Origin of the sequence: Amycolatopsis thermoflava N1165 (genome assembly GCF_000473265.1) — a bacterium.
GTDB classification, from domain to species: domain Bacteria; phylum Actinomycetota; class Actinomycetes; order Mycobacteriales; family Pseudonocardiaceae; genus Amycolatopsis_E; species Amycolatopsis_E thermoflava.
In genome coordinates this window covers 3,828,899-3,852,725 of sequence record NZ_KI421511.1, presented here as the reverse complement: position 1 = coordinate 3,852,725, position 23,827 = coordinate 3,828,899, and the positions used below count along the sequence as shown (strand labels likewise).

At 70.9% G+C, this 23,827-nt stretch carries 22 protein-coding genes, 1 tRNA gene and 1 riboswitch; of the genes, 9 read left to right on the top strand and 14 right to left on the bottom strand.

Annotated features, from left to right (window positions below):
• Positions 1-170: 170 nt before the first annotated feature.
• Positions 171-926 (top strand): ComEA family DNA-binding protein, encoded by a 756-nt coding sequence (locus AMYTH_RS0118990; RefSeq protein WP_027931652.1) that lies wholly within the window; start codon positions 171-173, stop codon positions 924-926.
• A complete protein-coding gene (locus AMYTH_RS0118985; protein ID WP_027931651.1) occupies positions 923-3,274 on the top strand; it encodes a ComEC/Rec2 family competence protein in 2,352 nt (783 codons plus the stop codon). The genes AMYTH_RS0118990 and AMYTH_RS0118985 overlap by 4 nt, the downstream gene beginning before the upstream one ends.
• Positions 3,275-3,305: 31 nt before the next feature.
• Here AMYTH_RS0118985 and thrC read toward each other — a convergent pair whose 3' ends face one another.
• Entirely contained in the window at positions 3,306-4,571 is a 1,266-nt protein-coding gene (gene thrC / locus AMYTH_RS0118980) for a threonine synthase (RefSeq protein WP_027931650.1), read from the bottom strand.
• A 13-nt stretch (positions 4,572-4,584) separates the two neighbouring features.
• Positions 4,585-4,717: riboswitch (SAM riboswitch) on the bottom strand.
• 136 nt (positions 4,718-4,853) lie between these two features.
• Here thrC and holA point away from each other — a divergent pair.
• Complete coding sequence (gene holA, locus AMYTH_RS0118975; RefSeq protein WP_027931649.1) at positions 4,854-5,834, top strand: DNA polymerase III subunit delta; 981 nt, start codon at positions 4,854-4,856, stop codon at positions 5,832-5,834.
• Between the two features lie 576 nt (positions 5,835-6,410).
• Here holA and rpsT read toward each other — a convergent pair.
• Positions 6,411-6,671 carry a 30S ribosomal protein S20 gene (gene rpsT, locus AMYTH_RS0118970; protein WP_020420811.1) on the bottom strand — a complete coding sequence of 87 codons (261 nt, stop codon included), beginning with the start codon at positions 6,669-6,671 and terminating at the stop codon, positions 6,411-6,413.
• Positions 6,672-6,824: 153 nt separating this feature from the next.
• Here rpsT and AMYTH_RS0118965 point away from each other — a divergent pair, with 153 nt between their 5' ends.
• Complete coding sequence (locus tag AMYTH_RS0118965) at positions 6,825-7,688, top strand: EamA family transporter (protein WP_027931648.1); 864 nt, start codon at positions 6,825-6,827, stop codon at positions 7,686-7,688.
• A 22-nt stretch (positions 7,689-7,710) separates the two neighbouring features.
• A complete protein-coding gene (locus AMYTH_RS0118960) occupies positions 7,711-8,091 on the top strand; it encodes a VOC family protein (protein WP_027931647.1) in 381 nt (126 codons plus the stop codon).
• A gap of 229 nt (positions 8,092-8,320) precedes the next feature.
• Here AMYTH_RS0118960 and AMYTH_RS0118955 read toward each other — a convergent pair whose 3' ends face one another.
• A complete protein-coding gene (locus AMYTH_RS0118955) occupies positions 8,321-8,920 on the bottom strand; it encodes a class I SAM-dependent methyltransferase (RefSeq protein WP_027931646.1) in 600 nt (199 codons plus the stop codon).
• Between the two features lie 102 nt (positions 8,921-9,022).
• Here AMYTH_RS0118955 and lepA point away from each other — a divergent pair, with 102 nt between their 5' ends.
• Entirely contained in the window at positions 9,023-10,873 is a 1,851-nt protein-coding gene (lepA, locus tag AMYTH_RS0118950; RefSeq protein ID WP_020420815.1) for a translation elongation factor 4, read from the top strand.
• Between the two features lie 7 nt (positions 10,874-10,880).
• Here the strand turns inward: lepA and AMYTH_RS0118945 are convergent, their stop codons facing one another.
• Genes AMYTH_RS0118945 through AMYTH_RS0118935 form a run of 3 tightly spaced genes read right to left on the bottom strand, consistent with a single transcriptional unit; the run spans position 10,881 to position 13,024 of the window.
• Entirely contained in the window at positions 10,881-11,324 is a 444-nt protein-coding gene (locus tag AMYTH_RS0118945; protein ID WP_027931645.1) for a pyridoxamine 5'-phosphate oxidase family protein, read from the bottom strand.
• A 9-nt stretch (positions 11,325-11,333) separates the two neighbouring features.
• The gene (locus tag AMYTH_RS0118940) at positions 11,334-12,104 is read right to left on the bottom strand and encodes an ABC transporter permease (protein WP_027931644.1); all 771 of its coding nucleotides are present in this window, start codon (positions 12,102-12,104) and stop codon (positions 11,334-11,336) included.
• Positions 12,101-13,024 carry a daunorubicin resistance protein DrrA family ABC transporter ATP-binding protein gene (locus tag AMYTH_RS0118935; RefSeq protein WP_027931643.1) on the bottom strand — a complete coding sequence of 308 codons (924 nt, stop codon included), beginning with the start codon at positions 13,022-13,024 and terminating at the stop codon, positions 12,101-12,103. Before AMYTH_RS0118935 ends, AMYTH_RS0118940 begins: the two co-directional genes overlap by 4 nt.
• A 64-nt stretch (positions 13,025-13,088) precedes the next feature.
• Here AMYTH_RS0118935 and AMYTH_RS0118930 point away from each other — a divergent pair, with 64 nt between their 5' ends.
• The 3 genes from AMYTH_RS0118930 to AMYTH_RS0118920 all read left to right on the top strand — a co-directional run bounded on the left by AMYTH_RS0118930 (position 13,089) and on the right by AMYTH_RS0118920 (position 15,040).
• On the top strand, positions 13,089-13,862 hold the full coding sequence (locus tag AMYTH_RS0118930; protein ID WP_084022631.1) for a TetR/AcrR family transcriptional regulator: 774 nt from the start codon (positions 13,089-13,091) through the stop codon (positions 13,860-13,862).
• Positions 13,863-13,872: 10 nt separating this feature from the next.
• Positions 13,873-14,925: a nitronate monooxygenase gene (locus AMYTH_RS0118925; protein ID WP_027931641.1), complete on the top strand. Its 1,053-nt coding sequence runs from the start codon at positions 13,873-13,875 to the stop codon at positions 14,923-14,925.
• A gap of 43 nt (positions 14,926-14,968) precedes the next feature.
• Positions 14,969-15,040: transfer RNA gene (locus AMYTH_RS0118920), tRNA-Val, on the top strand.
• Positions 15,041-15,247: 207 nt separating this feature from the next.
• Here AMYTH_RS0118920 and AMYTH_RS0118915 read toward each other — a convergent pair.
• From AMYTH_RS0118915 to AMYTH_RS0118880, 8 genes are read right to left on the bottom strand one after another with little or no spacing between them, the layout of a single operon-like run.
• Entirely contained in the window at positions 15,248-15,985 is a 738-nt protein-coding gene (locus AMYTH_RS0118915) for an SDR family NAD(P)-dependent oxidoreductase (RefSeq protein ID WP_027931640.1), read from the bottom strand.
• Complete coding sequence (locus AMYTH_RS0118910; RefSeq protein ID WP_027931639.1) at positions 15,982-17,493, bottom strand: acyl-CoA synthetase; 1,512 nt, start codon at positions 17,491-17,493, stop codon at positions 15,982-15,984. The genes AMYTH_RS0118915 and AMYTH_RS0118910 overlap by 4 nt, the downstream gene beginning before the upstream one ends.
• On the bottom strand, positions 17,493-18,266 hold the full coding sequence (locus AMYTH_RS45290; RefSeq protein WP_037322604.1) for an SDR family NAD(P)-dependent oxidoreductase: 774 nt from the start codon (positions 18,264-18,266) through the stop codon (positions 17,493-17,495). The genes AMYTH_RS0118910 and AMYTH_RS45290 overlap by 1 nt, the downstream gene beginning before the upstream one ends.
• Positions 18,267-18,277: 11 nt before the next feature.
• Positions 18,278-19,021: an SDR family NAD(P)-dependent oxidoreductase gene (locus AMYTH_RS0118900; RefSeq protein WP_228684868.1), complete on the bottom strand. Its 744-nt coding sequence runs from the start codon at positions 19,019-19,021 to the stop codon at positions 18,278-18,280.
• On the bottom strand, positions 19,018-19,419 hold the full coding sequence (locus tag AMYTH_RS45285) for a carboxymuconolactone decarboxylase family protein (protein ID WP_017987778.1): 402 nt from the start codon (positions 19,417-19,419) through the stop codon (positions 19,018-19,020). Before AMYTH_RS45285 ends, AMYTH_RS0118900 begins: the two co-directional genes overlap by 4 nt.
• An 11-nt stretch (positions 19,420-19,430) precedes the next feature.
• Positions 19,431-21,362 carry a hydantoinase B/oxoprolinase family protein gene (locus tag AMYTH_RS0118890; RefSeq protein ID WP_027931637.1) on the bottom strand — a complete coding sequence of 644 codons (1,932 nt, stop codon included), beginning with the start codon at positions 21,360-21,362 and terminating at the stop codon, positions 19,431-19,433.
• Positions 21,363-21,373: 11 nt separating this feature from the next.
• A complete protein-coding gene (locus tag AMYTH_RS0118885; protein WP_027931636.1) occupies positions 21,374-23,404 on the bottom strand; it encodes a hydantoinase/oxoprolinase family protein in 2,031 nt (676 codons plus the stop codon).
• 16 nt (positions 23,405-23,420) lie between these two features.
• Positions 23,421-23,687, bottom strand: coding sequence for a hypothetical protein (locus AMYTH_RS0118880; protein WP_228684866.1), 267 nt, complete (start codon positions 23,685-23,687; stop codon positions 23,421-23,423).
• Between the last annotated feature and the right edge of the window lie 140 nt (positions 23,688-23,827).

The window sequence follows — 23,827 nt, the reverse complement described above, 5'->3', positions numbered from 1 at the left end:
CCGCAATCGCTTTCGACCGCGGCGTCGAAACCCTCCACGTTGCCACACGGCATCGACAGAAAACCGTGGCACCGCGGCAGAACGCGCCACTTGTCCACAGACCCCTACTTGTCCACAGCCTCCCCGATTCCCACTTCTCCCTCCTTCCCGCGCCCCCTAGCGTCGAATGCGTGTTCGAACGATCAGCCCCGGAATCGCCGGGCATCCCTGTCAACCGCCGGCTCGAGCAGCTCGCCGGTCAGGCCCTCGCGGCTGACCGGGACACCGGGCCGCCGGGCGCCGTCGGACGGCTGGTCGAGCGATGGGTCCCCGAGTCGCTCACCGGCAGCCCCCAGCGGCGGCGCCTGACCACGGTGCTCCTGGCCCTGGTTGGCGTCCTGGTGCTCGTCGGGACGTCGATCGTGCTCCTCGGTGGCAGCCCGCCCGTCGAACGCGCGCCGGTGCTGCCCGCGGCGCCGGAACGGCCCGCACCGGTCACCGCGTCGGCGAGCCGGGTGGCCGACAGTTCGCTGGTGATCAGCGTGGTCGGCAAGGTTCGGAACCCAGGGCTGGTCACGGTCCCCGGCGGCGCACGGGTGGCGGACGCTCTCCGCGCCGCGGGCGGCGCGATCGAGGGCACCGACGTGACGGCGCTGAACCTCGCGCGCAAGCTGGCCGACGGCGAGCAGATCTACGTCGGCATCCCGCCGCCTGCCGGCGCGCAGCAACCGGCCGAGAGCGGCGGCGCCCCCGCGCTCGTCGACCTGAACACGGCCAGCGCCGAGCAACTTGACGCCCTGCCGGGAATCGGCGAGGTCACCGCCCAGCGCATCATCGACTGGCGCGCGAAGCACGGGTCGTTCCGGTCGATCGATCAGCTGCGTGAGGTGGAGGGCATCGGCGAGACTCGACTGTCCCGGCTGCGAGAGCAGGTGACGGTGTCGTGATCGCGGAACCTGTTGTGCGGCACGACTTCCGCCTGGTGCCGGCCGCGTTGTCGTTGTGGCTCGGAGCTCTGCTCGGACTGGTGTGGACGTGGTGGCTGGCCCTCGCGTGCGGCGCTGCGGCGGTGCTGGTGTCCGTGGGGCTGCTGATCAAGCTACGTCCGGCTCGGTCGCGCTGGTGGGCGGGCGCGGCGGCGCTGCTCGTGGCCGGTCTCCTGCTCGCCGGTCCGCTCGGCCTCCGCTTGCACCGGGCGGAGCACGACCCGCTCCACGGCCTCGCGCAGCGCGGCACTGAGGTCACCCTGCGGGTGCTGGTGACGGAACGCCCGAAACCGGTGCGGTCCGCCGGATACGCCGATCAGCAAGCAGGGCCGAGGTCGGTCGTGATCGCGGCGGATGTCCTGCACGCGGAACGTGGCGCCCAGCCGGTGGTCTCGACCGGGCGGGTCGCGCTGCTCGCGCCGTTCGCGACGTGGAGCGAGATCATCCCGGGGCAGGAGGTCACCGCGAGCGGCGAGCTGGCTCCGCCGCGCGACGCCGACCTGACCGTAGCCGCGATCTACGTCCGCGGGCCACCGGTGGCAGCGACGGAGGCTCCCTGGTGGCAGCGCGCCGCGGAGTCGATGCGCGAGGCGCTCCGCAACGCGTGCGGGGTCCTGCCCGAGGAGCAGGCCGGGCTGGTGCCGGGGCTCGTCGTGGGCGACACGAGCGGGTTGTCCGAACGGCTCGACCGCGAGTTCACCGACGCCGGCCTCACCCATCTGATGGCGGTCAGCGGGTCCAACGTCGCGATTGTGTGCGGCGCGGTGCTGCTGCTGTTACGGCTGTTGCGGGCAGGGCCACGGTTGTCCGCGGCGCTGTCCGGGGCGGCCCTGGCCGGGTTCGTGGTTCTGGCGGGTGGGGAGCCGAGTGTCCTGCGGGCCGGAGTCATGGGCGGGATTGCCCTGCTGGCGCTGGCGCTGGGGCGGGAAAGATCAGTCGTGCCCGCACTGGCCACCGCGACCTGCGTCCTCGTGGCGTGGGACCCGGCGATGGCGGTCAGCTTCGGCTTCGCGTTGTCGGTGATCGCGACCGCCGGGCTGGTGCTCCTGGCACCGCGGTGGGCGGAGAGCCTTCAGCGGCGCGGCGTTCCGCCGGGCTTCGCCGAAGGGCTGGCGGTGCCTGCGGCGGCGTTCGTCGTGACGGCGCCCGTCGTGGCCGGGATGGCCGGGCAGCTCAGCCTGGTCAGCGTGGCGGCGAACGTGCTGGCCGCGCCGGTCGTCGCGCCGGCGACCGTGTTCGGGGTGCTCGCGACCGTCGTCGCAGCCGCGTGGCCCGCCGGCGGGGAGCTGATCGTCCGGATGGCCGGACCGGAGGCGGGCTGGCTGATCGTCGTGGCGCGGCGGGCGTCGGAGGTGCCCGGCGCGGTGCTGGCGTGGCCCAGCGGCTGGTGGGGCGGGTTTCTCGCGCTGGTGGTCGCCGTCGCCGTGGTGCTGGCGTTGCGCCATCGGCGCTTGCGGGTGCTGTTGGCGTTGACGCTGGCCGGGGCGCTGCTACTCGTCGTCCCGGGCAAGGTGATCGCGCCCGGCTGGCCGCCGCCGGGATGGGCGGTGGTGGCCTGTGACGTCGGTCAGGGCGACAGCTTCGTGCTCGCGACCGGTGAGCCAGGACGGGCGGTGGTGGTGGACGCCGGGCCCGAGCCGGGACCGGCTGACCGCTGTCTGGACCGGCTGGGCATCGAGCGGGTGCCGCTGGTGGTGCTGAGCCACCTGCACGCCGACCACATCGGCGGACTCGACTCGGTGTTCGAGGGGCGCTCGGTGGGCGCGATCGCGGTCGGGCCAGGGCGGCAACCCGGCTGGGCGTGGCGGCAGGCCGGCCAGATCGCGGCTCGCCACGGGGTTCCGCTGCTCGAACTCGACCTGGGGCGACGGCTCGAGTGGCCGGCGCTGAGTCTCGAAGTGCTGGGTCCCACATACGTGTCCGAAGGAGAGGACGACGACGGAACACAGATCAACAACGGCTCGGTCGTGCTACGAGCTCGCACCACGGCGGGCAGCGTGCTGCTGACCGGCGACGTCGAACTCGCCGCACAGGCCGACCTGCTGGCCGCCGGAACGGATCTGCACGCGGAGATCCTGAAAGTGCCACACCACGGCAGCAGGTTCTCGCTGCCGCAGTTCCTGGCCGCGGTGTCCGCGCGGCTGGCGCTGGTCAGCGTCGGTCCGGGCAACCGCTACGGCCACCCGAACCGGACGACACTCGAAACACTGACCGCGGACGGCGCGCTCATCGCCCGCACGGACACCGACGGCGACACCGCGGTGATCCCCGACCAGTCCGGCCCAGCCGTTGTGCGCCGGGGAAAGTGAGGTGGCACCTTGATCGGAGACGGAGGAGCTGTCAGAGACCCAGAGCCTTGTGGACGGCCGCCGCCGACGGCGGGACCGTCGCCTTCGGGCCGACCTCGTTCTCGATCGCGTCCAGGGTCTTCAGGCCGTCACCGGTGATGAGCAGGACGGTCTCGGCGTCCGGGTCGATCTTGCCGGCCTCGATGAGCTTCTTCGCCGTTGCGACGGTGACGCCACCGGCGGTCTCGGTGAAGATGCCCTCGGTGCGGGCGAGCAGGCGGATGCCCTCGACGACCTCTTCGTCGGTCACGTCCTCGATCGCGCCGCCCGTGCGGCGAACCGTGTCGAGCACGTAGGGGCCGTCGGCCGGGTTGCCGATCGCGAGCGAGCGGGCGATGGTGTCCGGCTTGACCGGCTGCACGACGTCGTGACCGTTGCGGAACGCCGCGGAAACCGGCGAGCAGCCGGCCGCCTGCGCGCCGAACACCTTGTACGGGGTGTCCTCGACCAGGCCCAGCTTGGCGAACTCGCGGAAGCCCTTGTCCACCTTGGTCAGCTGGGAGCCCGAGGCGATCGGCACGACGATCTGCTCGGGGATCCGCCAGCCGAGCTGCTCGGCGACCTCGTAGGCGAGCGTCTTCGAGCCCTCGGAGTAGTACGGGCGGACGTTGACGTTCACGAACGCCCAGTTCTCGTGCTCGGCGGCCAGCTCGGTGGCCAGGCGGTTGACGTCGTCGTAGTTGCCGTCGACAGCGATCAGGTTGCCGTCGTAGACCGCGGTGGTCAGGACCTTGGCGCGCTCGAGCGAGGACGGGATGAGCACCACGGACTGCCAGCCTGCGCGGGCCGCGGCGGCGGCGACGGCGTTGGCCAGGTTGCCGGTGGAGGGGCAGGCCAGGGTGTCGAACCCGAACTCGCGAGCCGCGGCCAGTGCGACGGCGACGACGCGGTCCTTGAACGAGTGGGTGGGGTTGCCGGTGTCGTCCTTGACCCACAGGCTCTTCACACCGAGAGCCTTGGCGAGCCGGTCGGCCTTCACCAGCCTGGTACAGCCGGGCTCGGTGTTCGGGACCTCCTCGACGTTCGAAGGCACCGGCAGCAGCCGCTTGTAGCGCCAGATGTTGCGCGGGCCCGCCTCGATGTCCTCACGGCGGACGCGACCGAAGTCGTAGGCGACCTCCAGCGGCGAGAAGTCCTCGGCGGAGACGAACTCCGGGGCGAGGGGCTGGCGGTGGCCCTCTTCCTTGGAGACCAGTTCCACGGCCGGACCGAGGTCGACGGTGCGACGGGTGGTGGTCGAATCGAGGGCTGCAGTCATCGCGAGGTTCCTTTCCTCATCTGCCCCGCTGACGCGGGCCGGAATTGGCACCGTGATCGTCAGCTACCTCGCGGAATCGAGATGACAGGCTGACGCCGGTTGCCGGGGCTTCGTCGGGCCGTTCCCTCTGCCCCTCTGGATGAGCGGTATTCGGTTGTGGTGGCTGTCGCGCTCGCGCGATGCCTGGTTGACAACATACGGCACCACGCTCGGAGCACGCCATGCCCCTGCGGGTTTCATCACGCTCCGGAGCTGTCGGTGGCCCGTGGGAGGATCTGAACCGTGACCGCGCCGGCAACCACCTCCGCCCCCCTGCAGCTCGTGCTCGGTGAAGAGGAGCTGCTCGTCGAGCGCGCCGTCCGCGCCGCCCTGGAACAGGCGCGCCGGGAGGACGCGACGGCCGAGCTGACGAAGGTCCGGGTGTCCGATCTCACGCCGCCCGGCCTGGCCGAGCTGGTCAGCCCGTCGCTGTTCAGCGAGGGCCGGGTGATCGTGCTGGAAGGCGCGCAGGACATCGGCCAGGAGCTGGCCGACGCGGTGCTCGCCTACGCGAAGATGCCGGCCGACGGTGTCGTCCTGGTCGTCGTGCACACCGGTGGTGGCCGCAGCAAGGCGGCCAAGTCGCTGCCGGCGGCGCTGCGCAAGGCCGGCGCCCAGGTCACCGAATGCCCGAAGATCACCCGGCCGGCCGATCGGGAGTCGTTCGTCCGCAACGAGGTCCGGCAGGCCGGCGGCAAGATCGACCCGGCCGGGGTGGCTGCGCTGATCGATGCCGTCGGATCCGACCTGCGGGAGCTGGCCGCGGCGGCGTCGCAGCTGGTGGCCGACTCGGGCGGCCGGGTCGACGAGGAAGCCGTGCGCCGCTACCACCGGGGCCGCGCGGACGTGACGGGTTTCGCGGTGGCGGAGAAGGCCGTCGCGGGCGAGCGCGGCGCGGCGCTCGAAGCGATGCGGTGGGCGCTCCAGATCGGCGTGGCGCACGTCCTGATCGCCGACGCCCTCGCGGACGCCGTCCGCACGATCGCCCGCGTGTCGGCGGCGGGCCGCGGCAACCCGAACCAGATGGCCGGTGAGCTGGGCATGCCGCCGTGGAAGATCCGCAAGGCGCAGGGGCAGTCCCGCGGGTGGACGCAGGCCGGGCTGGCCGAGGCGATGGCCGTGGTGGCGCGGGTGAACGCCGAGGTCAAGGGCCAGGCCGCGGACCCGGCCTACGCGCTCGAGCGGGCCGTCCTGGAACTAGCCGCCGCCCGCGACAAGCGCTGAGTTCGGCGCCGGCCCCCGGGCGAGGCTGGGTAGTGGGGTCCGAGACAGCGCAGGTTCAGCGAATCCGCGACAGCGCCTGAGTGGGCATGGTGGAGGGGGCGTCCAGCGGGACGCCGACCGGAACGCGGCCGCCCGGCAGAAGCCGGAGTGTCCGCGTCGCGGATGTTGCCGGGCGGGCTCGCCGGCGGGCTCCCGGGGTGGTTGGGCCGTGGAATGTCCCGGGGTGGTGGGCCAGGCTGGCAGGGGTCGGGGTGCGAATGCGTCGCGGATGTTGCCGGGCGGGCTCGCCGGGCGGGCTCGCCGGGCGGGCTCGCGGGGTGGTTGGGCCGTGGAATGTCCCGGGGTGGTGGGCCAGGCTGGCAGGGGCCGGGGTGCGAACGCGCCGCGGAAGTCGCCGTGCAAGCGAGGGGCAGGAGCCGAGGCGGGCAGCGGCGCCGGACGCGCCTGCGATTGGGGTGGTTGGGGGTGATCCGGCCTCAGGCGCCGCGGGAAAGTCCCGTCACTCACGAACCCGTCACCCCTGGACAGCAGAAGGGCGGGCACCCTGCCGGATGCCCGCCCCTCGGAAGATCAAGCTCAGAGCTGGTTGACGCGCTTGGCCATCGCCGACTTCTTGTTGGCGGCCTGGTTCGCGTGGATGACGCCCTTGCTGGCGGCCTTGTCCAGGGCGCGAGCGGCAGCCTGCTGCAGCTCGACGGCCTTGGCCTTGTCGCCCGCCTCGGCGGCCTCGCGGAACTTGCGGATCGCGGTCTTCACCGAGGACTTGACCGACTGGTTGCGCTGGCGCGCCTTCTCGTTGGTCTTGATGCGCTTGATCTGGGACTTGATGTTGGCCATGAAGGCGCTCCTTCGATCTGTCGGTGGGTTCGCTGCCGCGCTGTACCGGCCCCGGCGTGCGGGTTTCCTCCCTGGCGGAATGCCGCACGGCAACGACCGACAAGGTTAGCAGGGCGCTACCGTGGCACTCGCACTGGCTGGGGGAGGCTGCAGGTGAACGGCACGGCGCTCGGGCTCGTCCTCGTCGCGGCCGTGGTGCACGCCGGGTGGAACCTCGCCGCCAAGCGGGTCGACGACGGGGCCCGGTTCGTCTTCCTCTACTACACCGTCTCCGCGGTGGTCTGCGCTCCGGTCGCCGTCGTGGCCCTGGTGATCCAGGGACAGCATCCACAATGGATCTGGCTGCCCGCGGCGCTGCTGACCGCGGTCTTCCACGTCGCCTACGGCATCGTGCTGCAGCGTGGCTACCGCGTCGGCGACCTGTCCGTCGTCTACCCGCTGGCGCGGGGGAGCGGGCCGCTGCTGTCGGTGCTCGCGGCGGTCGTCCTGCTCGGCGAGCGGCCCGGGTGGCTCGGGCTCGCCGGCGCCCTCCTCGTCGTGACCGGGGTGCTGGTGATCGGGCTCGGCTCCCGCTCGGCGGCGGACGCCCGCGCCCGCCGGGCCGGGGTCTTCTACGGGCTGCTCACCGGGGTCGCCATCGCGGCCTACACGCTCTGGGACGACCACGCCGTCAACGCCCTCGCCGTCCCGCCGCTGACCTACTTCGCCGCCGGTTCGGTGCTGCAGAGCCTGCTGCTCGCGCCCGCGGCCCTACGCGCAGGCGGACGGATCGGCGCGCTGTGGCGGGCGCATTGGCGGGAGGCGGTGGCCGTCGGGGTGCTGTCGCCGGTCGCCTACGTGCTCGTGCTCTACGCGATGCGCATGGCGCCGGTCAGCCTGGTCGCGCCCGCGCGCGAGGTGAGCATCGTGCTGGGCGGGATCGCGGCCTGGCTCGTGCTGGACGAGCCGCACCCGGCGCGCCGCCTGGCCGGCTCGGTCGTCGTCCTGGCCGGAATTGCCGCGATTGCGGCTTCCTGACCAGGTGGGGTAGGCAGGAGGTATGGACGTCCTGAGCAGCCGGGTGCTGATCCACCCCCGCGACCCCGAGAAGACCACGGCGTTCTACCGGGACGTGCTCGGCCTGGCCATCTACCGCACGTTCCCCGGCGGGACCGTGTTCTTCACCGGCCAGGGCTACCTGGAGGTCGTCGGCCGCGGCGAGCAGGGCACCAGCCCCGACGTCGAGCTGTGGTTCCAGGTCCGCGACCTCAAGGCCACGCTCGACGAGCTGGCCGAACGCGGGGTCGTGCCGGACCGCGAGGCCCGCCGCGAGCCGTGGGGCCTGGACGAGGCGCGCATCTCCGACCCGGACGGCACGTCGATCGTGCTGGTGGAGATCCCGCCGGACCATCCACTGCGGACGGACATCCGCGCGCAGTGAGCCGCCACACGGGACCGGCGGCGGGCCTGGGCTTGTTCCGGTGCGTCGGCGGATCCCGCGGGGCCGGGGTTCGTCTCGCGGCGTTGGCGGTGCCTGGGGCTGATTCTTGGGTGCGTTGACCGTGGATCTCGCCGGCGCTGGTTCTCAACTTGCGCCGCCGATCGTGCGGCGCCGGTGACGGCGGATCTCGCGGGGCCGGTTTTGATTTGGGGTGGCAGGTGGCGCAGGCTCAGGCGGGCCGTCGGGCGCGGAACTGGGCGGCCAGCGGCGCGGTGACGCCCGGGGGTTGCCACACCCACGTCTGCAGCTCCGTGAAACCGGCCTCGACCAGTTCGGCCGCCAGCGCGTGCCGCGGCACGGGGAGCCACTTCTCGTGCGCCGAGAGGATCAGCCGGCCGCCCGGGCGCAGCACCCGCCGCAGCTCGTGGAAGCCCGCGAGGCGGTCGTCCCACAGTTGGACGTTGTTCACGCTCACCACCACGTCGACGGAGGCCTCGTCCAGGCCCGTCCGCTCCGCCGAACCGCGGGCCAGCCGGACCCGGCCCGCCGCGATCTCCGCCGCGCAGCGGGCCTGCGCCAGCGCCAGCATCTCCGGCGACGGATCCACCCCGTGCGCCACCGCCGCACGCTGACCGGCCAGTCGCAGGCCCACCCCGGGACCGGGGCCGACCACCAGCACCGTCTCCTCCGGGGTGAGCCTCGCCACGTCCACCACGTGCGATTCGGTCGCGCCGTTCGCCTGGGCCATCACGGCGCCGCCGATGCGGCCCAGCAGGCCGCGGGGGTGACCGAAGGCCCGGTCCAGGATCTGCTCGATGGTTGTGCTCATACCTCCAGGTCAGCACTCGCCACCGCTCACCGGCATCGGGGATGACCCGGAAATCGGGCATGGGAACATGGAGTCGTACCCCACGACGAGCCGAGGATCCGAGTGAGCACGTTCGCCGACCAGACCTTCACGCCGCCGGAGCAGATCCGGAACTTCTGCATCATCGCGCACATCGACCACGGCAAGTCCACCCTGGCCGACCGGATGCTGCAGCTCACCGGCGTGGTCGAGGAGCGGGCCATGCGCGCGCAGTACCTCGACCGGATGGACATCGAGCGCGAGCGGGGCATCACGATCAAGGCCCAGAACGTGCGCCTCCCGTGGCAGGTCGACGGCCGCGACCACGTCCTGCACCTCATCGACACCCCGGGCCACGTGGACTTCACCTACGAGGTCTCCCGGGCACTGGAGGCGTGTGAGGGCGCGATCCTGCTGGTCGACGCGGCGCAGGGCATCGAGGCGCAGACCCTGGCCAACCTGTACCTGGCGCTGGAGAAGGACCTGCACATCATCCCGGTCCTGAACAAGATCGACCTCCCCGCGGCCGACCCGGACAAATATGCCGCCGAGCTGGCGCACATCATCGGCTGCGACCCGTCCGAGGTGCTGCGCGTCTCGGCGAAGACCGGCATGGGCGTGCCCGACCTGCTGGACGAGGTCGTCCGCCAGGTGCCGCCGCCGGTCGGCGACGCCGACGCCCCGGCCCGCGCCATGATCTTCGACTCGGTCTACGACACCTACCGCGGCGTCGTCACCTACATCCGCGTCGTGGACGGCAAGATCACCCCGCGCGAGCGGATCCGGATGATGTCCACCGGCGCCACGCACGAGCTGCTGGAAGTCGGCATCATCTCGCCGGAGCCCAAGCCCAGCGCGGGTCTCGGCGTCGGCGAGGTGGGTTACCTCATCACCGGCGTGAAGGACGTCCGCCAGTCCCGGGTCGGTGACACCGTCACCTCCGAGCGCAAGGGCGCCACCGAGCCGCTGGCCGGCTACCGCGACCCCAAGCCGATGGTGTTCTCCGGCCTCTACCCGGTGGACGGCTCGGACTATCCGGAGCTGCGGGAGGCGCTGGAGAAGCTGCAGCTCAACGACGCGGCCCTGACCTACGAGCCGGAGACGTCGGTCGCACTCGGCTTCGGCTTCCGGTGCGGCTTCCTCGGCCTGCTGCACCTGGAGATCACCCGTGACCGGCTGGAGCGCGAGTTCGGCCTGGACCTGATCGCCACCGCGCCGAACGTCGAGTACCGCGTGGTGCAGGACGACGGCACCGAGGTGCACGTCACCAACCCGTCCGACTGGCCGACCGGTGTGAAGATCGCCGAGGTGCACGAGCCGCTGTCGAAGGTCACCGTGATCGCCCCGTCGGAGTTCATCGGCGCGATCATGGAGCTGTGCCAGAGCAAGCGCGGCAACCTGCTCGGCATGGACTACCTGTCGGAGGACCGCGTCGAGCTGCGCTACAACCTGCCGCTCGCCGAGATCATCTTCGACTTCTTCGACTCGCTGAAGTCCCGCACCCGCGGCTACGCCTCGCTGGACTACGAGGAGGCCGGCACGCAGGTCGCCGACCTGGTGAAGGTCGACATCCTGCTCCAGGGCGAGCCGGTCGACGCGTTCTCCGCGATCGTGCACAAGGACGCCGCCTACGGCTACGGCAACAAGATGGCGGGCCGGCTGCGCGAGCTGATCCCGCGGCAGCAGTTCGAGGTGCCGATCCAGGCGGCGGTCGGGTCGCGGATCATCGCGCGCGAGACGATCCGCGCGATCCGCAAGGACGTGCTTTCCAAGTGCTACGGCGGTGACATCTCGCGGAAGCGGAAGCTGCTGGAGAAGCAGAAGGAAGGCAAGAAGCGGATGAAGAACATCGGCCGGGTCGAGGTTCCGCAGGAGGCCTTCGTCGCGGCACTGTCCACCGACGAGCCCTCCGGCGACAAGGGCAAGAAGAAGTAGCGGCCGCTCACGCGGTGCCGGAGATCCGGGCTGGCTCGACGAACACGGCGCAGCGGCGCTCTTCGGCCATCACGCGGTCGTAGGTGTCCCAGTCGTCGTGGGTGCCGCCGGCCGCCGTGAAGATGTCGCGCAGCAGCCGGGGCAGGCCGGCCGGGTCGAAGGCCTCATCCGGGTGGTCCGGGCCGATCAGCCGCACCGGTCCCTGCACCGCCGCCCACGTCCAGCCGCGCCGGAACACCACCGTCGCGTTGCCACGAGCGCTCAGCAGGTCCAGCTTCTTCGCATGGCCGACCGCCACGAACGCGACGGACGGGCGGCCGGACACCGGGTCGTCCAGGACCCCGGCGTTGACCACCGAAGCGTGCACCGAGCCGTCCGCCCGCGCGACCGCCACCGTGGCCAGGCCGGTCTCCTGGGCGGCGAGCGAGCGGACGGCGTCGAGGTTCGTCATGGGGCCAAGCTAGCGCCGGGAGCGCCGCCGGAACAACGCGCCCGCGACCGGCATCGCGACCAGCGTGATCCCGCCCCACCACAACACCGCGAGCCAGGCCGAGTTCCCGACCGGCCCGCCGAGTAGCAGCGCCCGCACGCTGTCGACCACCGGGGTGACCGGCTGGACCTCCACGACCGCGCGCAGGCCGTCCGGCATGGTGCTCGGCGGCACGAACGCGCTGCTCAGGTACGGCACGAACACCAGGATCATGCCCAGCCCGGCGGCGCTTTCCGTGCCGCCGGCGAGCAGCCCGAGGATCGCCGCGACCCACGAGATCGCCACCGTGAACACCAGCAGGATGCCGAGCGCGCCCAGCCACCCGCCGACACCCGCGGCAGGGGAGAAGCCGATGAGCAGGCCGACGCCGATCATGATCGCGAGCGACAGCGCGTTCCGGACGATCGCGCCGGCGATGTGCCCGGTGAGCACCGCGACGCTGGACATCGGCATCGAGCGGAACCGTTCCACCACACCGCGTTCGAGGTCGTCCGCGACGCCGACGGTGGTCGAGGTCGAGTTGAACGTGACGCTGATGGCGATGATCCCGGCGAGCACGTAGTCGATGTAGGCCGTGCCGCCGGTGTTGATCGCGCCGCCGAACACGTAGCGGAACATCAGCATGATCGCGACCGGCAGGAAGATCGCCGTCATCGCCTGGTCGGGGGAGCGCAGGATGTGCCGCACCGACCGTCCGATGAGGACGGCCGAGTTGTTCGCGTTCCAGTACAGGGTGCTCATCGGGCCGCTCCGATCGTCGGCGAGCCGGTCAGGGACAGGAAGACGTCGTCGAGGGACGGGCGGGTCAGCGCGAGGTCGACGACGTCGGCACCGGCCCGGTCGAGGCGTTCCAGGACCTCGCGGACGTCGCGGGCGCCGTCGACCGGCACGTTCAGCACCAGTCCCTCCCCGGCGTGCGCCTCACCGAGCACCAGCCGGGCCACCTCGAACGCCTCCGCGGTGGCGAAGGTCAGGTCGAGGCGCTCGCTGCCGACGCGCTGCTTGAGCGACGCCGGGGTGCCTTCGGCCACGACCCGCCCGCCGTCGATCACGGCGACCCGGTCGGCCAGCTCGTCGGCCTCCTCCAGGTACTGGGTGGTGAGCAGGACCGTCACGCCGCCGGCCAGCAGGTCGCGCACCGTCTCCCACACGCCGGCGCGGCTGCGCGGGTCCAGCCCGGTGGTGGGCTCGTCGAGGAACAGCACCGGCGGCGCGGTGATCATGCTGATCGCCAGGTCGAGGCGCCGTTCCAGGCCCCCGGAGTAGGTCTTCACCGGCCGTCCGGCGGCCTCGGTCAGGTCGAACCGCTCGAGCAGTTCGGTCGCCCGGCGGCGGGCCGCGGCGGCGCCGAGCCGGAACAGGCGGCCCATCATCACCAGGTTCTCGTAGCCGGTCAGCAGGCGGTCGACCCCGGTCTGCTGGCCGGTCACCCCGATGATCCGCCGCACGTCCGGCGCCTGCCGCACCACGTCGAACCCGCCGATCCGCACGGTGCCCGCGTCCGGCGCGAGCAGGGTCGTCAGGATGCGGACGGTGGTGCTCTTGCCCGCGCCGTTGGGCCCGAGCAGGGACACGACGCTGCCGCGCTCGACGGTGAGGTCGACACCACCGAGCACCTCTCTGCCCCCGAATGCCTTGCGCAGGCCGCTGACCTCGATCATCACTCTCTCCCCTGGAACTGTGTATGACGTAGACTGATTTGTGTAAGTGATACACAGTTCTAGGATGGCCGTCAAGGACGAAAGGACGGCGATGACGGCGGAACGCACGCGAACCCTCGAACTCCTGTGGGGCGGCGGCGAACGGCCCACCCGGGGGCCGAAGCCCGCGCTGAGCGTGGAAAAGATCGTCCGGGCGGCGATCGAACTCGCCGACGCCGAGGGTGTCGAGGCGCTCTCCATGCAGCGGGTGGCGGCGGCGGTCGGCAAGACGACCATGTCGCTGTACCGGTACGTGTCGGGCAAGGACCAGCTGATCGAGTTGATGGTCGACTACGCGGCCGAGGAGGAACCGCCGAAGCCGGCGGGCGAGGACTGGCGCGCCGAGGTCGCGGTGTGGGTGCGCGCGGTGTGGGAGTTCCACCTGCGGCACCCGTGGATGCTGCGGATCCGGATGAACGGCCCGCCATCGGGACCCCGGCAGCTGGCCTGGATGGAAGCCGGGATGCGGGCGATCTCCGGGCTCGGCCTCACCGTTGCCGAGATGATCTGGGCGATGACGTTCCTGGACGGCGCCGTGCGCGAGCTCGCGCGGATCTCGCTGGACATGGCGGAGGCGCAGCGCGAGGCCGGCATCACGGGGCTCCAGGCGGACGCGGACTTCGCCGCCGGGCTGCGGAAGTACCTGGACCCGGAGCGGTTCCCGATGCTGGCCGCCACGATCGCCGAGGGCACGTTCGACCCGGGCACGGAGGAATCCGGGATCCTGCCGGACCTGGAGTTCGGCGTGCAGCGCCTGCTGGACGGCCTCGAGGCGTACGCGCGGCGCCGGAAACCCTAGGGTGGGGAGCATGTTCGAAGAGTTGCGTGTCCCCGTTCTCGTGGCGCCGATGGCGGGCGGGCCCACGACACCCGAACTCGTCGCCGCCGTTGCCGAGGCCGGCGGATCCGGGTTCCTCGCCGCCGGGTACCTGACCGCGGACGCGCTCGGCGAGCGGATCGCGAAGACGCGGGAGCTGACGAGCCGGCCGTTCGGGGTCAACCTGTTCGTCCCCGGACGGAAGTCCGATGTGGATTTGTCGCCCTACGTGCGGCGGATCGAGGAGGAGGCCCGGCACTACGAGGCCGAGCCGGGCGACCCGCGCTGGGAGGACGACGACTACCCGGCGAAGGTCGACCTCGTGGCGGCGCAGCGGATCCCGTTCGTGTCGTTCACGTTCGGGCTGCCGTCCACAACGGACGTAGCGCGGCTGCGCGAGGCCGGTTCGCAGGTGATCGTGACCGTCACCACGCCCGAGGAGGCCGTGCGGGCGGTCGAGGTGGGCGCGGACGCCCTGTGCGTGCAGGGGTTCGAGGCGGGCGCGCACCGCGGGCTGTTCGTCGACGATCCGGAGCACCCGGCCGGGGGCGAGGTGTACGGGCTGCTGGCGTTGCTGCGGCTGATCGGGTCCGCCGTGGACCTGCCGCTGATCGCGGCGGGCGGGATCGTGCACGGCGCGGACGTCGCCGCGGTGCTGGCCGCCGGCGCGGACGCGGCGCAGCTGGGCACCGCGTTCCTGCGCGCCGACGAGGCGGGGACGCAGCTCGCGCACCGCAAGGCGCTGGCCGAGGGCGGGCGCGTCACGGCCATCACGCGGGCCTTCAGCGGCCGCCCCGCGCGCGGGCTGGTGAACCGGTTCCTGACCGAGCACTCGCCGTACGCGCCCTCGGCGTACCCGCAGGTGCACCACCTGACCAAGCCGGTGCGGGCAGCCGCGCACGCCGCCGGCGACCCGGAGGGCGTGAACCTGTGGGGCGGGCAGACGTACTCGGTGGCGCCGGAGGGCCCGGCGGCGGAGATCGTGGCGCGCCTGAAGGCCGAGGCGAAGGCGGCGCAGGAGCGGGTGACCCGACGACTGGGGTAGGTGCACGGCGCCCGGGCGGGATGGGCTAAGATTTCGGCACACCGGGCGATTAGCTCAGGGGGAGAGCGCTTCGTTCACACCGAAGAGGTCACTGGTTCGATCCCAGTATCGCCCACCGGTTATTTTAGCTGTTCAGACGGCCTGCCGACGACCATCGTCGGCAGGCCGTCTGCGTTTGCGGGGGGCACGGCGTGGCGACCACGTTCGCGAATCCGAAGAGGTCACGCTACTGGCGCCCCGACCCCCGATCGCCCTCCAGCTTCACCTGTGCTGCTCGGCGGGCTCGGTGCGCGGGCACTGCCGTGCCTTCTTGTCAAGCGACTCAGTGCGCGGTCCATCCGCCGTCGACCCGCAGGGTGCTGCCGGTCACGTAGGACGACGCGTCGCTGGCCAGGAAGACCGCCGCGCCGGCCAGTTCGTTCGCGTCACCGATGCGGCGTTGCGGCACGGCGTTGACGATGACCTCACCCCAGCGGCTGTTCATCAGGCCGTCGGACAGGTCCGTGGCGAAGTACCCGGGCGCGAGCGCGTTCACCCGCACGCCGCGGTCGGCCCACTCGACCGCGAGCACCCGCGTGAGGGCCTCCACCCCGCCCTTGCTCGCGGCGTAGGCGGCGATCCGCTGGAAGCCGGTGGTGGCGTGCACCGAGGACACGTTCACGATGCTGCCCGCCCCCTGCTCGAGCATGCGGCGACCCGCGGCGCGGCAACAGAAGTACGTGCCGTCGAGGTTCACGCGCAGCACCTGGTGCCAGTCGTCGTCGCTCAACGATTCGCTGCGCGTGAAGACCGGGCTGATCCCGGCGCAGTTGACGAGGGCGTCGACGCGTCCGAGGCGTCGCACACAGTCATCGGCGAACCCGGGCTGGTCCACGGATCCGGGCAGCACGACCGTGTCCGGCCCGGTCTCCTCCGCCAGCGTGCGCAGGTCCTTCTCGGTCCGGGAGGTCACGGCGAGCCGTGCGCCCGCCTTCGCCAGCGCCAGGGACATCGTGCGGCCGAGGCCTTTGCCGGCCCCTGTCACCCACACCGTCTTCCCGGTGAGATCGAAGGTGTTCACGCGATCACCGGCAGGGACCGCAGGTCGCGCTTGAGCACCTTGCCCGACGGCGTGCGCGGGAGCTGATCGATGAACTGGATCTCTGCGGGTACCTTGAACTTCGCGAGGCGTTCGCGGCAGAACGCGACGAGTCCGGCGGTGTCCACGTCGGCGCCGGGCCGCAGCACGACGAAGGCCTTCGGCACCTCGCCCCACCGCTCGTGGGGCATGCCCACGACCGCGGCCTCCACGACGTCGGGGTGCTCGTAGAGGACGCGCTCGACCTCAGGCGTGGCGATGTTCTCCCCGCCGGAGACGATCATGTCCTTCTTCCGGTCCTCGACGTAGAGGTAGCCGTCGTGGTCGATCCGGCCGATGTCGCCGGTGTGGAACCACCCGTCGCGCAAGGCCTTGGCCGTCGCCTCGGGGTCGCGCCAGTACCCCGCGAACACCTTGGGGCCGGAGAGCGCGATCTCACCGAGCTCACCGCGCGGCACCTCGCGGCCGGTGTCGTCGACGATGCGCACTCGCAGGTGCGCGACCGGCCTGCCGACCGACCCGACCTTCGACAGCATGTGCTCGGCGTCGTTGAACGTGTCGCCGGAGACGGTCTCGGTGAGCCCGTAGGCGTCGGCGAACCACGCGGCGGGGAACGCGGCGCGGATGCGCTCGATGAGCGGCACCGGCATCTTCTCCCCGCCGCCGATGATGAACCGGATCGAGGAGGTGTCCCGTTCGGTGAGCCCTGGCAGGTGCAGCAGTGCGTTCATCATCGAGGGGGCGAGCCAGACGTTGGTCGGACGTTCCCGCTCGATGATGTCGACGACCTCGGCTGCGTCGAACTTCCGCGTGAGGATCAGCGAACCGCCGGCGTGCAGGGTCGCCAGTGCGGGCAGGTCGAGCCCGCCCACGTGGTAGAGCGGTCCGCACACCAGCGTGGTGTCCGCACTGGTGATGCCGAATTCCACGATCTGGCCGAGGTTCTTGTACAGCAGGTTGGCGTGGGTGATGCACACACCCTTCGGGCGGGAGGTGGTGCCGGAGGTGTACATCAGGCGCTGGAGCGTATCCGGGCCGACGTCCTCGATCGGCACCACCTCGCCGAGGTGCCGTGCCACCAGGTCGTCGTAGGACGCCCAGCCCTCCCGCCGCTCGCCGAGCATCAGCCGGTTCCGGACCGGGATCGCCGACGCGGCGTCGGCGAACTCCGGCTCGGTGAGGATCGCCGCCGCCTCGGCGTTGCCGACGATGTAGTCCCATTCGGCGGGGGAGAGCCGGTAGTTCAACGGCAGGAACGCCGCACCGAGGTGGTTGAGCGCGAGCACCGTCTCGACGAATTCGATGTGGTTGTAGAGCAGCAGCGCGACGATGTCACCGCGGCCGATGCCCAGTTCACGCAGGCCGGCGGCCAGCGCGTGCACCCTGGCGGCCAGCTCGCGGTTGGTCAGGTGGTGCTCGCCCTGGGACAGCACGACCTTGTCCGGGTAGCGGCCCAGGTTGTGCTCGAGCACGGCGGCGAAGTTGTACATCAGCGCTCCTCCGTGTGGAAGCTGTGCAGTTGTGCGCCCGCCTTGCCCCAGTGGATCGTGCTGATCATGCCGCCATCGGCGACCAGGTCGGCCCCGGTGACGAAGTCGGACTCGGGGCCGGCGAGGAAGGCGACGACGCGCGCGATGTCGTCCGGTTCACCCAGCCGTCCGAGCGGGATGTTGTCCACAGTGGCCGAACGGATGGCCTGGTTGGCCAGGGTGTCCCGGTTCAACCCGCTCTGGACCACACCCGGGCTCACCGAGTTGATGCGGATCCGGTGCTCGGCCAGTTCGGCGGCGAGCTGCTTGGTCAGTGCGAGCACCCCGCCCTTGGCCGCGGTGTAGGAGGAGAACCCGTACCCGGTGTGCCCGGCGATCGAGGCGATCTGCACGATCGAACCCCCGCCCGCCTCGGTCATGGCCGGGATGACGTGCCGCAGCAGGATGAAGTAACCGGTGAGGTTGACGTCGACCACGCGCCGCCACTCCTCGACCGAGCACTCGAGCAGCTTCTTGCGCACGATGATGCCCGCGGCGTTGACCAGTACCCGCGGCGCCCCGGGCAGGGCACCGATCACGTCCCGCACGGCGTCGTCGTCGGTGACGTCGACCGCGTACTCGGTGGCCTTGCCGCCGTGTTCCTCGATCTCCCGCAGGGTGCCGCTCGCCCCGTTGACGTCGAGCAGCGCGACGGTCGCCCCCGTCGCGGCCAGGCGCACCGCGCAGGCCCGCCCGATACCGGAGGCAGCTCCGGTGATGACAGCGCAGTCCATGTTGTTTCCTCTCAACCCATCGCGTATCCGCCGTTGACGTCGACCACGGCGCCGGTCATGTAGCTGGCCGCGGGGGAGGCGAGGAACGCCGCCACCCGCGCGATCTCCTCCGGCTGGGCGAGCCTGCCCAGCGGGCAGTAATCCGGCCGGTAGCCGCGACCGGCGACCATTTCGGTGTCCACCACTCCGGGAGCCACGCCGTTGGCGGTGATCCCGTGCGCCGCTTCGGTCTTGGCGAGCCACTTGACCATCGCGTGCACGGCGCCCTTGCTTGCCACATAGTGCGGCCCGGCGAGCACACCGCCGACCTTGCCCGCGACGGAGCCGATGCAGACCACGCGGCCACCGTGCCGTCGCAGGAGCGGCAACGCCGCCTTGATGGTCCACAGGGTGCCCTTCACGTTGACGCCCAGCACGTGGTCCACTTCGGACTCGTCAAGGTCGTCGACGGACACCGTGTCGCCGTACACCGCCGCCGAGGTGACCAGCGCGTCGAGTGCGGGCAACCCGGACAGGATCGCGCGCACCCCGGCCAGGTCGGTGACGTCCACCGTGTGCCCGGTGGCGGTCCCGCCCTCGGCCCTGATGGTGGCGACGGTGCGGGCGGGGTCGTTGACGTCGAGCACTGTCACCTCGGCGCCCGCGGCCGCCAGCTCGCGAGCGATGTGCGCGCCGATGCCGCGGGCGGCGCCGGTCACGACGGCCTGACGGCCGTGCATCCCGGCGGCGCCGCCCGCGGCGAGAACACCGGTCACGAGCCGGCGCCGTTGCGGCGCTCGTGGGCTTCCAGTTCCTCCATCAGCACCGGCACGCCGAGAGTGCAGGTGTGGATGCCCAGGACGCTGGTCAGCTCCAGGACCTCCATGATCTCCTCCTTGGTCGCCCCGTAGCCCAGCGCGTTGCGGATGTGCTGGCGCAGACCGGGCTCGTAGAGGTGCGTGGTGGAAGCGTCGATGGCGGTGTAGATCAGCTCCCGCACCTTCGGCTCGAGGACACCCTTGCGCCACGGCACCGACGAGAAGGTCAGGTAGGCCTCGAAGAACTCGGGGTCCAGGCTGAGCAGCCCCTCCCAGAAGGGGTTCCAGTAGCCCCGTTCGGACACGAACCGCTCACGCAGCTCCCGTTGGCTCTCGTTGAGCTCGATCGATGTCATGCTGGTCTCCTTCACTGAGCGGCCAGTTCGGCGCGGCGGCGGCGGGTGGCTTCTTCGTCGACGCGCAGCCCCTCCGGATCGGTGCGCGGATCGCCGGTGATGACGACGCCGTAGTCGCGGTAGGCGCCCTCGACTGTCACGTACTCGTCACGCACGTCCCGCTTGACCCGTTCCGGGTCGCGGTCGAGCGGGTTGCCCCAGCCGCCACCGCCATTGGTGAGGTAGCGGAACACCGCGTGCGGCTTGGTGTGCCACACGGGGGTGCTGGCGAAGTAGAAGTACTCCCCGTCCGGGTCGACGCACTTGGTCTCCGGGTCGAGCATCCCGGCCACCGGGGTGGCACGTGCGTACACCTCGTCGGAAGTCCCGAGCAGTTCCCTGGTGCGCACGACGTCGCGGTCCTCGGCGTGGAACAGCCACGTCGCACCGAGCGCGCCGCTCTTGCCGCCGTACACCCCGAGACCGCTGGGGCTCTTGGTGTGCAGCGGGCTGGACCAGTGCTCGGCCGCGGTCAGGTACAGGGTGTCCTTGAGGACTGCGGCGCCACCGCGGTTGGTGCCCGCACCGGAGCTGTCCGGGACGTACTCCTTGCGCAGCACCACCGCGGGCAGCTCGGACTCGATCGCCTCGGTCGCCGGATCGAGGTTGTTGGCCTGGTAGACCACGGAGTAGCTGTCCGCGTCGCCGGCCTCGGTGGCGCCCCACGGGCCGTGCTCGCCACCGCACTGCGCGGTGGTCACCCACGGCGTCCCGTCCTCGAGCACACCGTTGGCGTTGTGGATGTTGAGCGAGCCGTAATCACCGCCGACGGCCTTGCGGCCCAGTGCCTTCTCCAGCGCGCGGAACACCGCCAGCAGGACCGGTCCGGTGCTCTCCCAGTACAGGAACACCGCGCCGTCCGGTGGGGTGGCACTGATGAACGTCCCGGCGGGCAGCACGATGTCGATGTCCCGGTAGGCACCGGAGGTGAACGGTGTCGCCGGGTCGATCAGGAATTTCAGTGCGACACCGACGGCGGTCTTGGTGTCCAGGATTCCCGCGTTGATGCTGGTGCGCGCCTGCGGCGAGGTTCCGCTGAAGTCCAGCTCCATGCGGTGCCCGGCCTTGGTGATCCTGACCTTGATCCGGTATTCGACCGAGTCGTCGATGCCGTCGCAGTCGATGCCCTCCTCGGCCTCGTACACGCCGTCGGGCAGCTCGGCCAGCGCGGTGCTCATCGCCTCGGCGGAGACGTCGGTGCTGTACCGGATAGCCCCGAGGTAGGCCTCGACCCCGTAGCGTGCGACGCTTTCCTGGATCAGCTGCTCGCCCAGCAACAGGTTCGCGTAGATGGTCTTGATGTCGGGCAGCAGCAGCGCGCAGTAGCGAGCGTTGTCGAAGATCAGGTTGAACGCGGACTTGACCGGCTTGTCGTCCCGGTAGAGCAGGGTCGGTGCGATGACCAGGCCGTTCTCGTAGACGTTGCGCTTGGTGCCGCTGAACCCGGCGGGCACGACGCCGCCCATGTCCAGCTGGTGGGCGCGCAGCGTGACGAAGGAAATGATGCGGCCGTCCGCGAACACCGGCCGGATGAAGCAGATGTCGTTGACGTGGTTGCCCGCGCGGTACGGGTCGTTGCAGATCACCACGTCGCCGGGACGCAAGTTCTCCGGCCCGTACTCTTCGATGGTGTTGCGGACCGCCTCGGACATGGTGCCGAGGAACATCGCGAGGCTGTTGCTCACCGACGACATCGGGTAGTTCTGCTCCGGCGGTCCGGAGATGGTGGCCGCGAAGTCGTACCAGTCGCGCAGGATCAGCGAGAACGCGTTGTTGAGCAACCCGGTGCACATGTGCTGCACGATGTAGCGCATCCGGCTGGACAGCACCGTCGCGGTGAACCGGTCGGCGCCATACCGCTCGGCGAACTGCGCATCGTCGAGGTCCTTGAGTGAAACGGTCACGGGTTTCTCCTTCACGCCTTGCGAATTCGCAGCTCACCGTGGGAGCCGACGTGGGCGGTCTGGCCGGGTACGAGGAACGTGGTGGACAGCGGTTCCCTGATCACGGCGGGGCCGGGGATCTGGTCGCCGGCGCGCAGATCGGCCCGCTGGTACTCGTGTGCGGGGAGGTCTTCGTCGGTGAGGTAGCGGATGGTCAGGGTCCGGGTCGGCTCGGGGCGCTCGCCCGCGGGCCGCTCCGGCAGCACCGGGTACTCGACCTTGTCGGCGTTCACCACGGCCTGCACCCGGTAGGTCACGCCCTGCACCGGCAGCGCCTCGAACTTGTTGCCGCTGCGCTCGGCGTAGGCCTCGTGGAAGTTGGCCACCATCTGCTCGACGCCCTCGGCGGTGATCTCGCCGTTGGGCACCGCGATGAACGGCGTCTCCCAGGTCTGGCCGGCCAGCCGTCCGTCGAAGCTGCGGACGAAGGTGACCTTGCCGCGGTCGGCGTCCTTCAGCCGCTCCGAGAGCCGCTGTTCCATGGAGCGGTAGACCTTGTCGATCGACTCGGCGGCTTCCGCGGTGAGCAGGGTGTAGGCGCTGCGGCTGTCGGCGTAGACCAGGTCGGTGCTGACGAGGCCCAGCGCGGAGAACAGGCCGGGGTGCGGCGGCACGATGACCTCGGCCGCGTGCACCAGGTCGAGCACCGCGGGAAGCAGCATCGGACCCGCGGCACCGTAGGCGACCAGGCTGTAGTCGCGGGGATCGACGCCGTGCTGGATCGCGATGTTGGTGACGCCTTCGGCGATGTTGTTGATCCCGATGTTGAACGCGTAGGACACGCGCTGTTCGAACGACAGCTTGGTGTCCAGTGCCTCGAAGGCCTGCCGGGACAGCTCCGGGTCGAGTTTCATCCGGCCGCCCGCGAAACCGTCCGGGTCGATGATCCCCATGAGCAGACAGGTGTCGGTGGTCGCGGGTTGCGTGCCGCCGATGCCGTAGCACGCCGGTCCGGGATCCGCGCCCGCGCTGCCCGGCCCGACCTTCAGCTCGCCCGCCGCGTTGATCGTGACAAGGCTGCCGCCGCCGGCGCCGATGCTGGAGATCTCGTTGGACAACGCGTTGACGATGAGGTCGTGTTCCAGTTCGAAGGTGGTGTTCACGAACGGCGTGCCGTCGGTGACCATGCTGATGTCGCACGAGGTTCCGCCCACGTCCGCGCACAGCAGGTTCCGGGCGCCGATCAGGCTGCCGAAGTGTGCACTGGAGACGGTGCCCGCGGCCGGGCCGGCGAACACGATCCGGAACGGGTGCTCCATCGCGACGTCGGAGCGAACCAGCTGGGCGGCGCAGTCGGCGAAGTTCAGATCGCCGGTGAACTTCAAGTCGCGCAGTCCGGCGTCGAGGCGACGGGTGTATTCGCCGTAGATCAGGCGCATGAACACGTCGACGACGGTCGTGGAGGCGCGGGCGAACTCCTTGGCCAGCGGGGAGACCTCGCTGGAGATCGACACCGGGATGTCGCCCAGTTCCTCCTGCACCAGCTGGCGCAGGCGCTCCTCGTGGTGGTCGTTGACGTAGGCGTTGATCAGGCAGATCGCCACGCCCTCGACGCCGCAGCGGCGCAGCACCGCGAGTTCGGCGCGGGTCTGGTCCTCGTCGAGCGGGATCAGCACACCACCGTCGGCGGTGAGCCGCTCGCGGATACCGCGGCGAAGATAACGGGGCACCAGCGGGCGGTTGGCGTCGCCGTAGGAACGGCGCCACGCCGGGTTCATCAGGCCCTCGACGGGTCGCCAGGTGCGCCCGACGTCGAGGATGTCGCGGTGACCCTCGGTGGTGAGGAACGCGATCTTGGGCAGCCGGCGGGTGATCACGGCGTTGAGGCCGTGGGTGCTGGCGTGGTTGAAGACCTCGGCCGCCTCGACGCCGATCTCTTCGGCTCCCTTGAGCACGCCCCGCTCGGTGGTGCGCACGTCCGTGGCGACTTTGACGGTCTTGATCTTGCCGTCCTCGATGGCCACGACGTCCGTGAACGTCCCGCCGACATCGACTCCGATCATGGTGGCTTCTCCCTTCTCAGTTGACGTCGAGGCCGTCGGAGGCCAGAGCGATCGGGCCGAGCAGCGGGCCCGGCTCGCGGGCCACCGACTCGAGCGTCTTCTGGTGTTTCACGACGGTGAACCAGCCGCCCTCGGACAGCACCGGGTAGCGCCGGAAGTCGGCGGCGGTGCTGCCGGGGAAGTCGCGGGCGAGCTCGACGCCCAACGCGCGCAGGTCCTCTTCGGAAACGTCCTCCCGCGGCACGGAAAGGCCTTGCGGAGCAGGGGACTTCTCATCACTCACGGGCCATCACTCCAGTGTGCTGCCGGTGGATTTGTTTCGTGTACCAGTCGGTCTACGAAACGGTGACGGGAAGCACTCTAAGGCGCGGGTCGGAACCTGACAAGCCCGGACCGGGTGAGCTTCCGTGATCGGTGTGGACG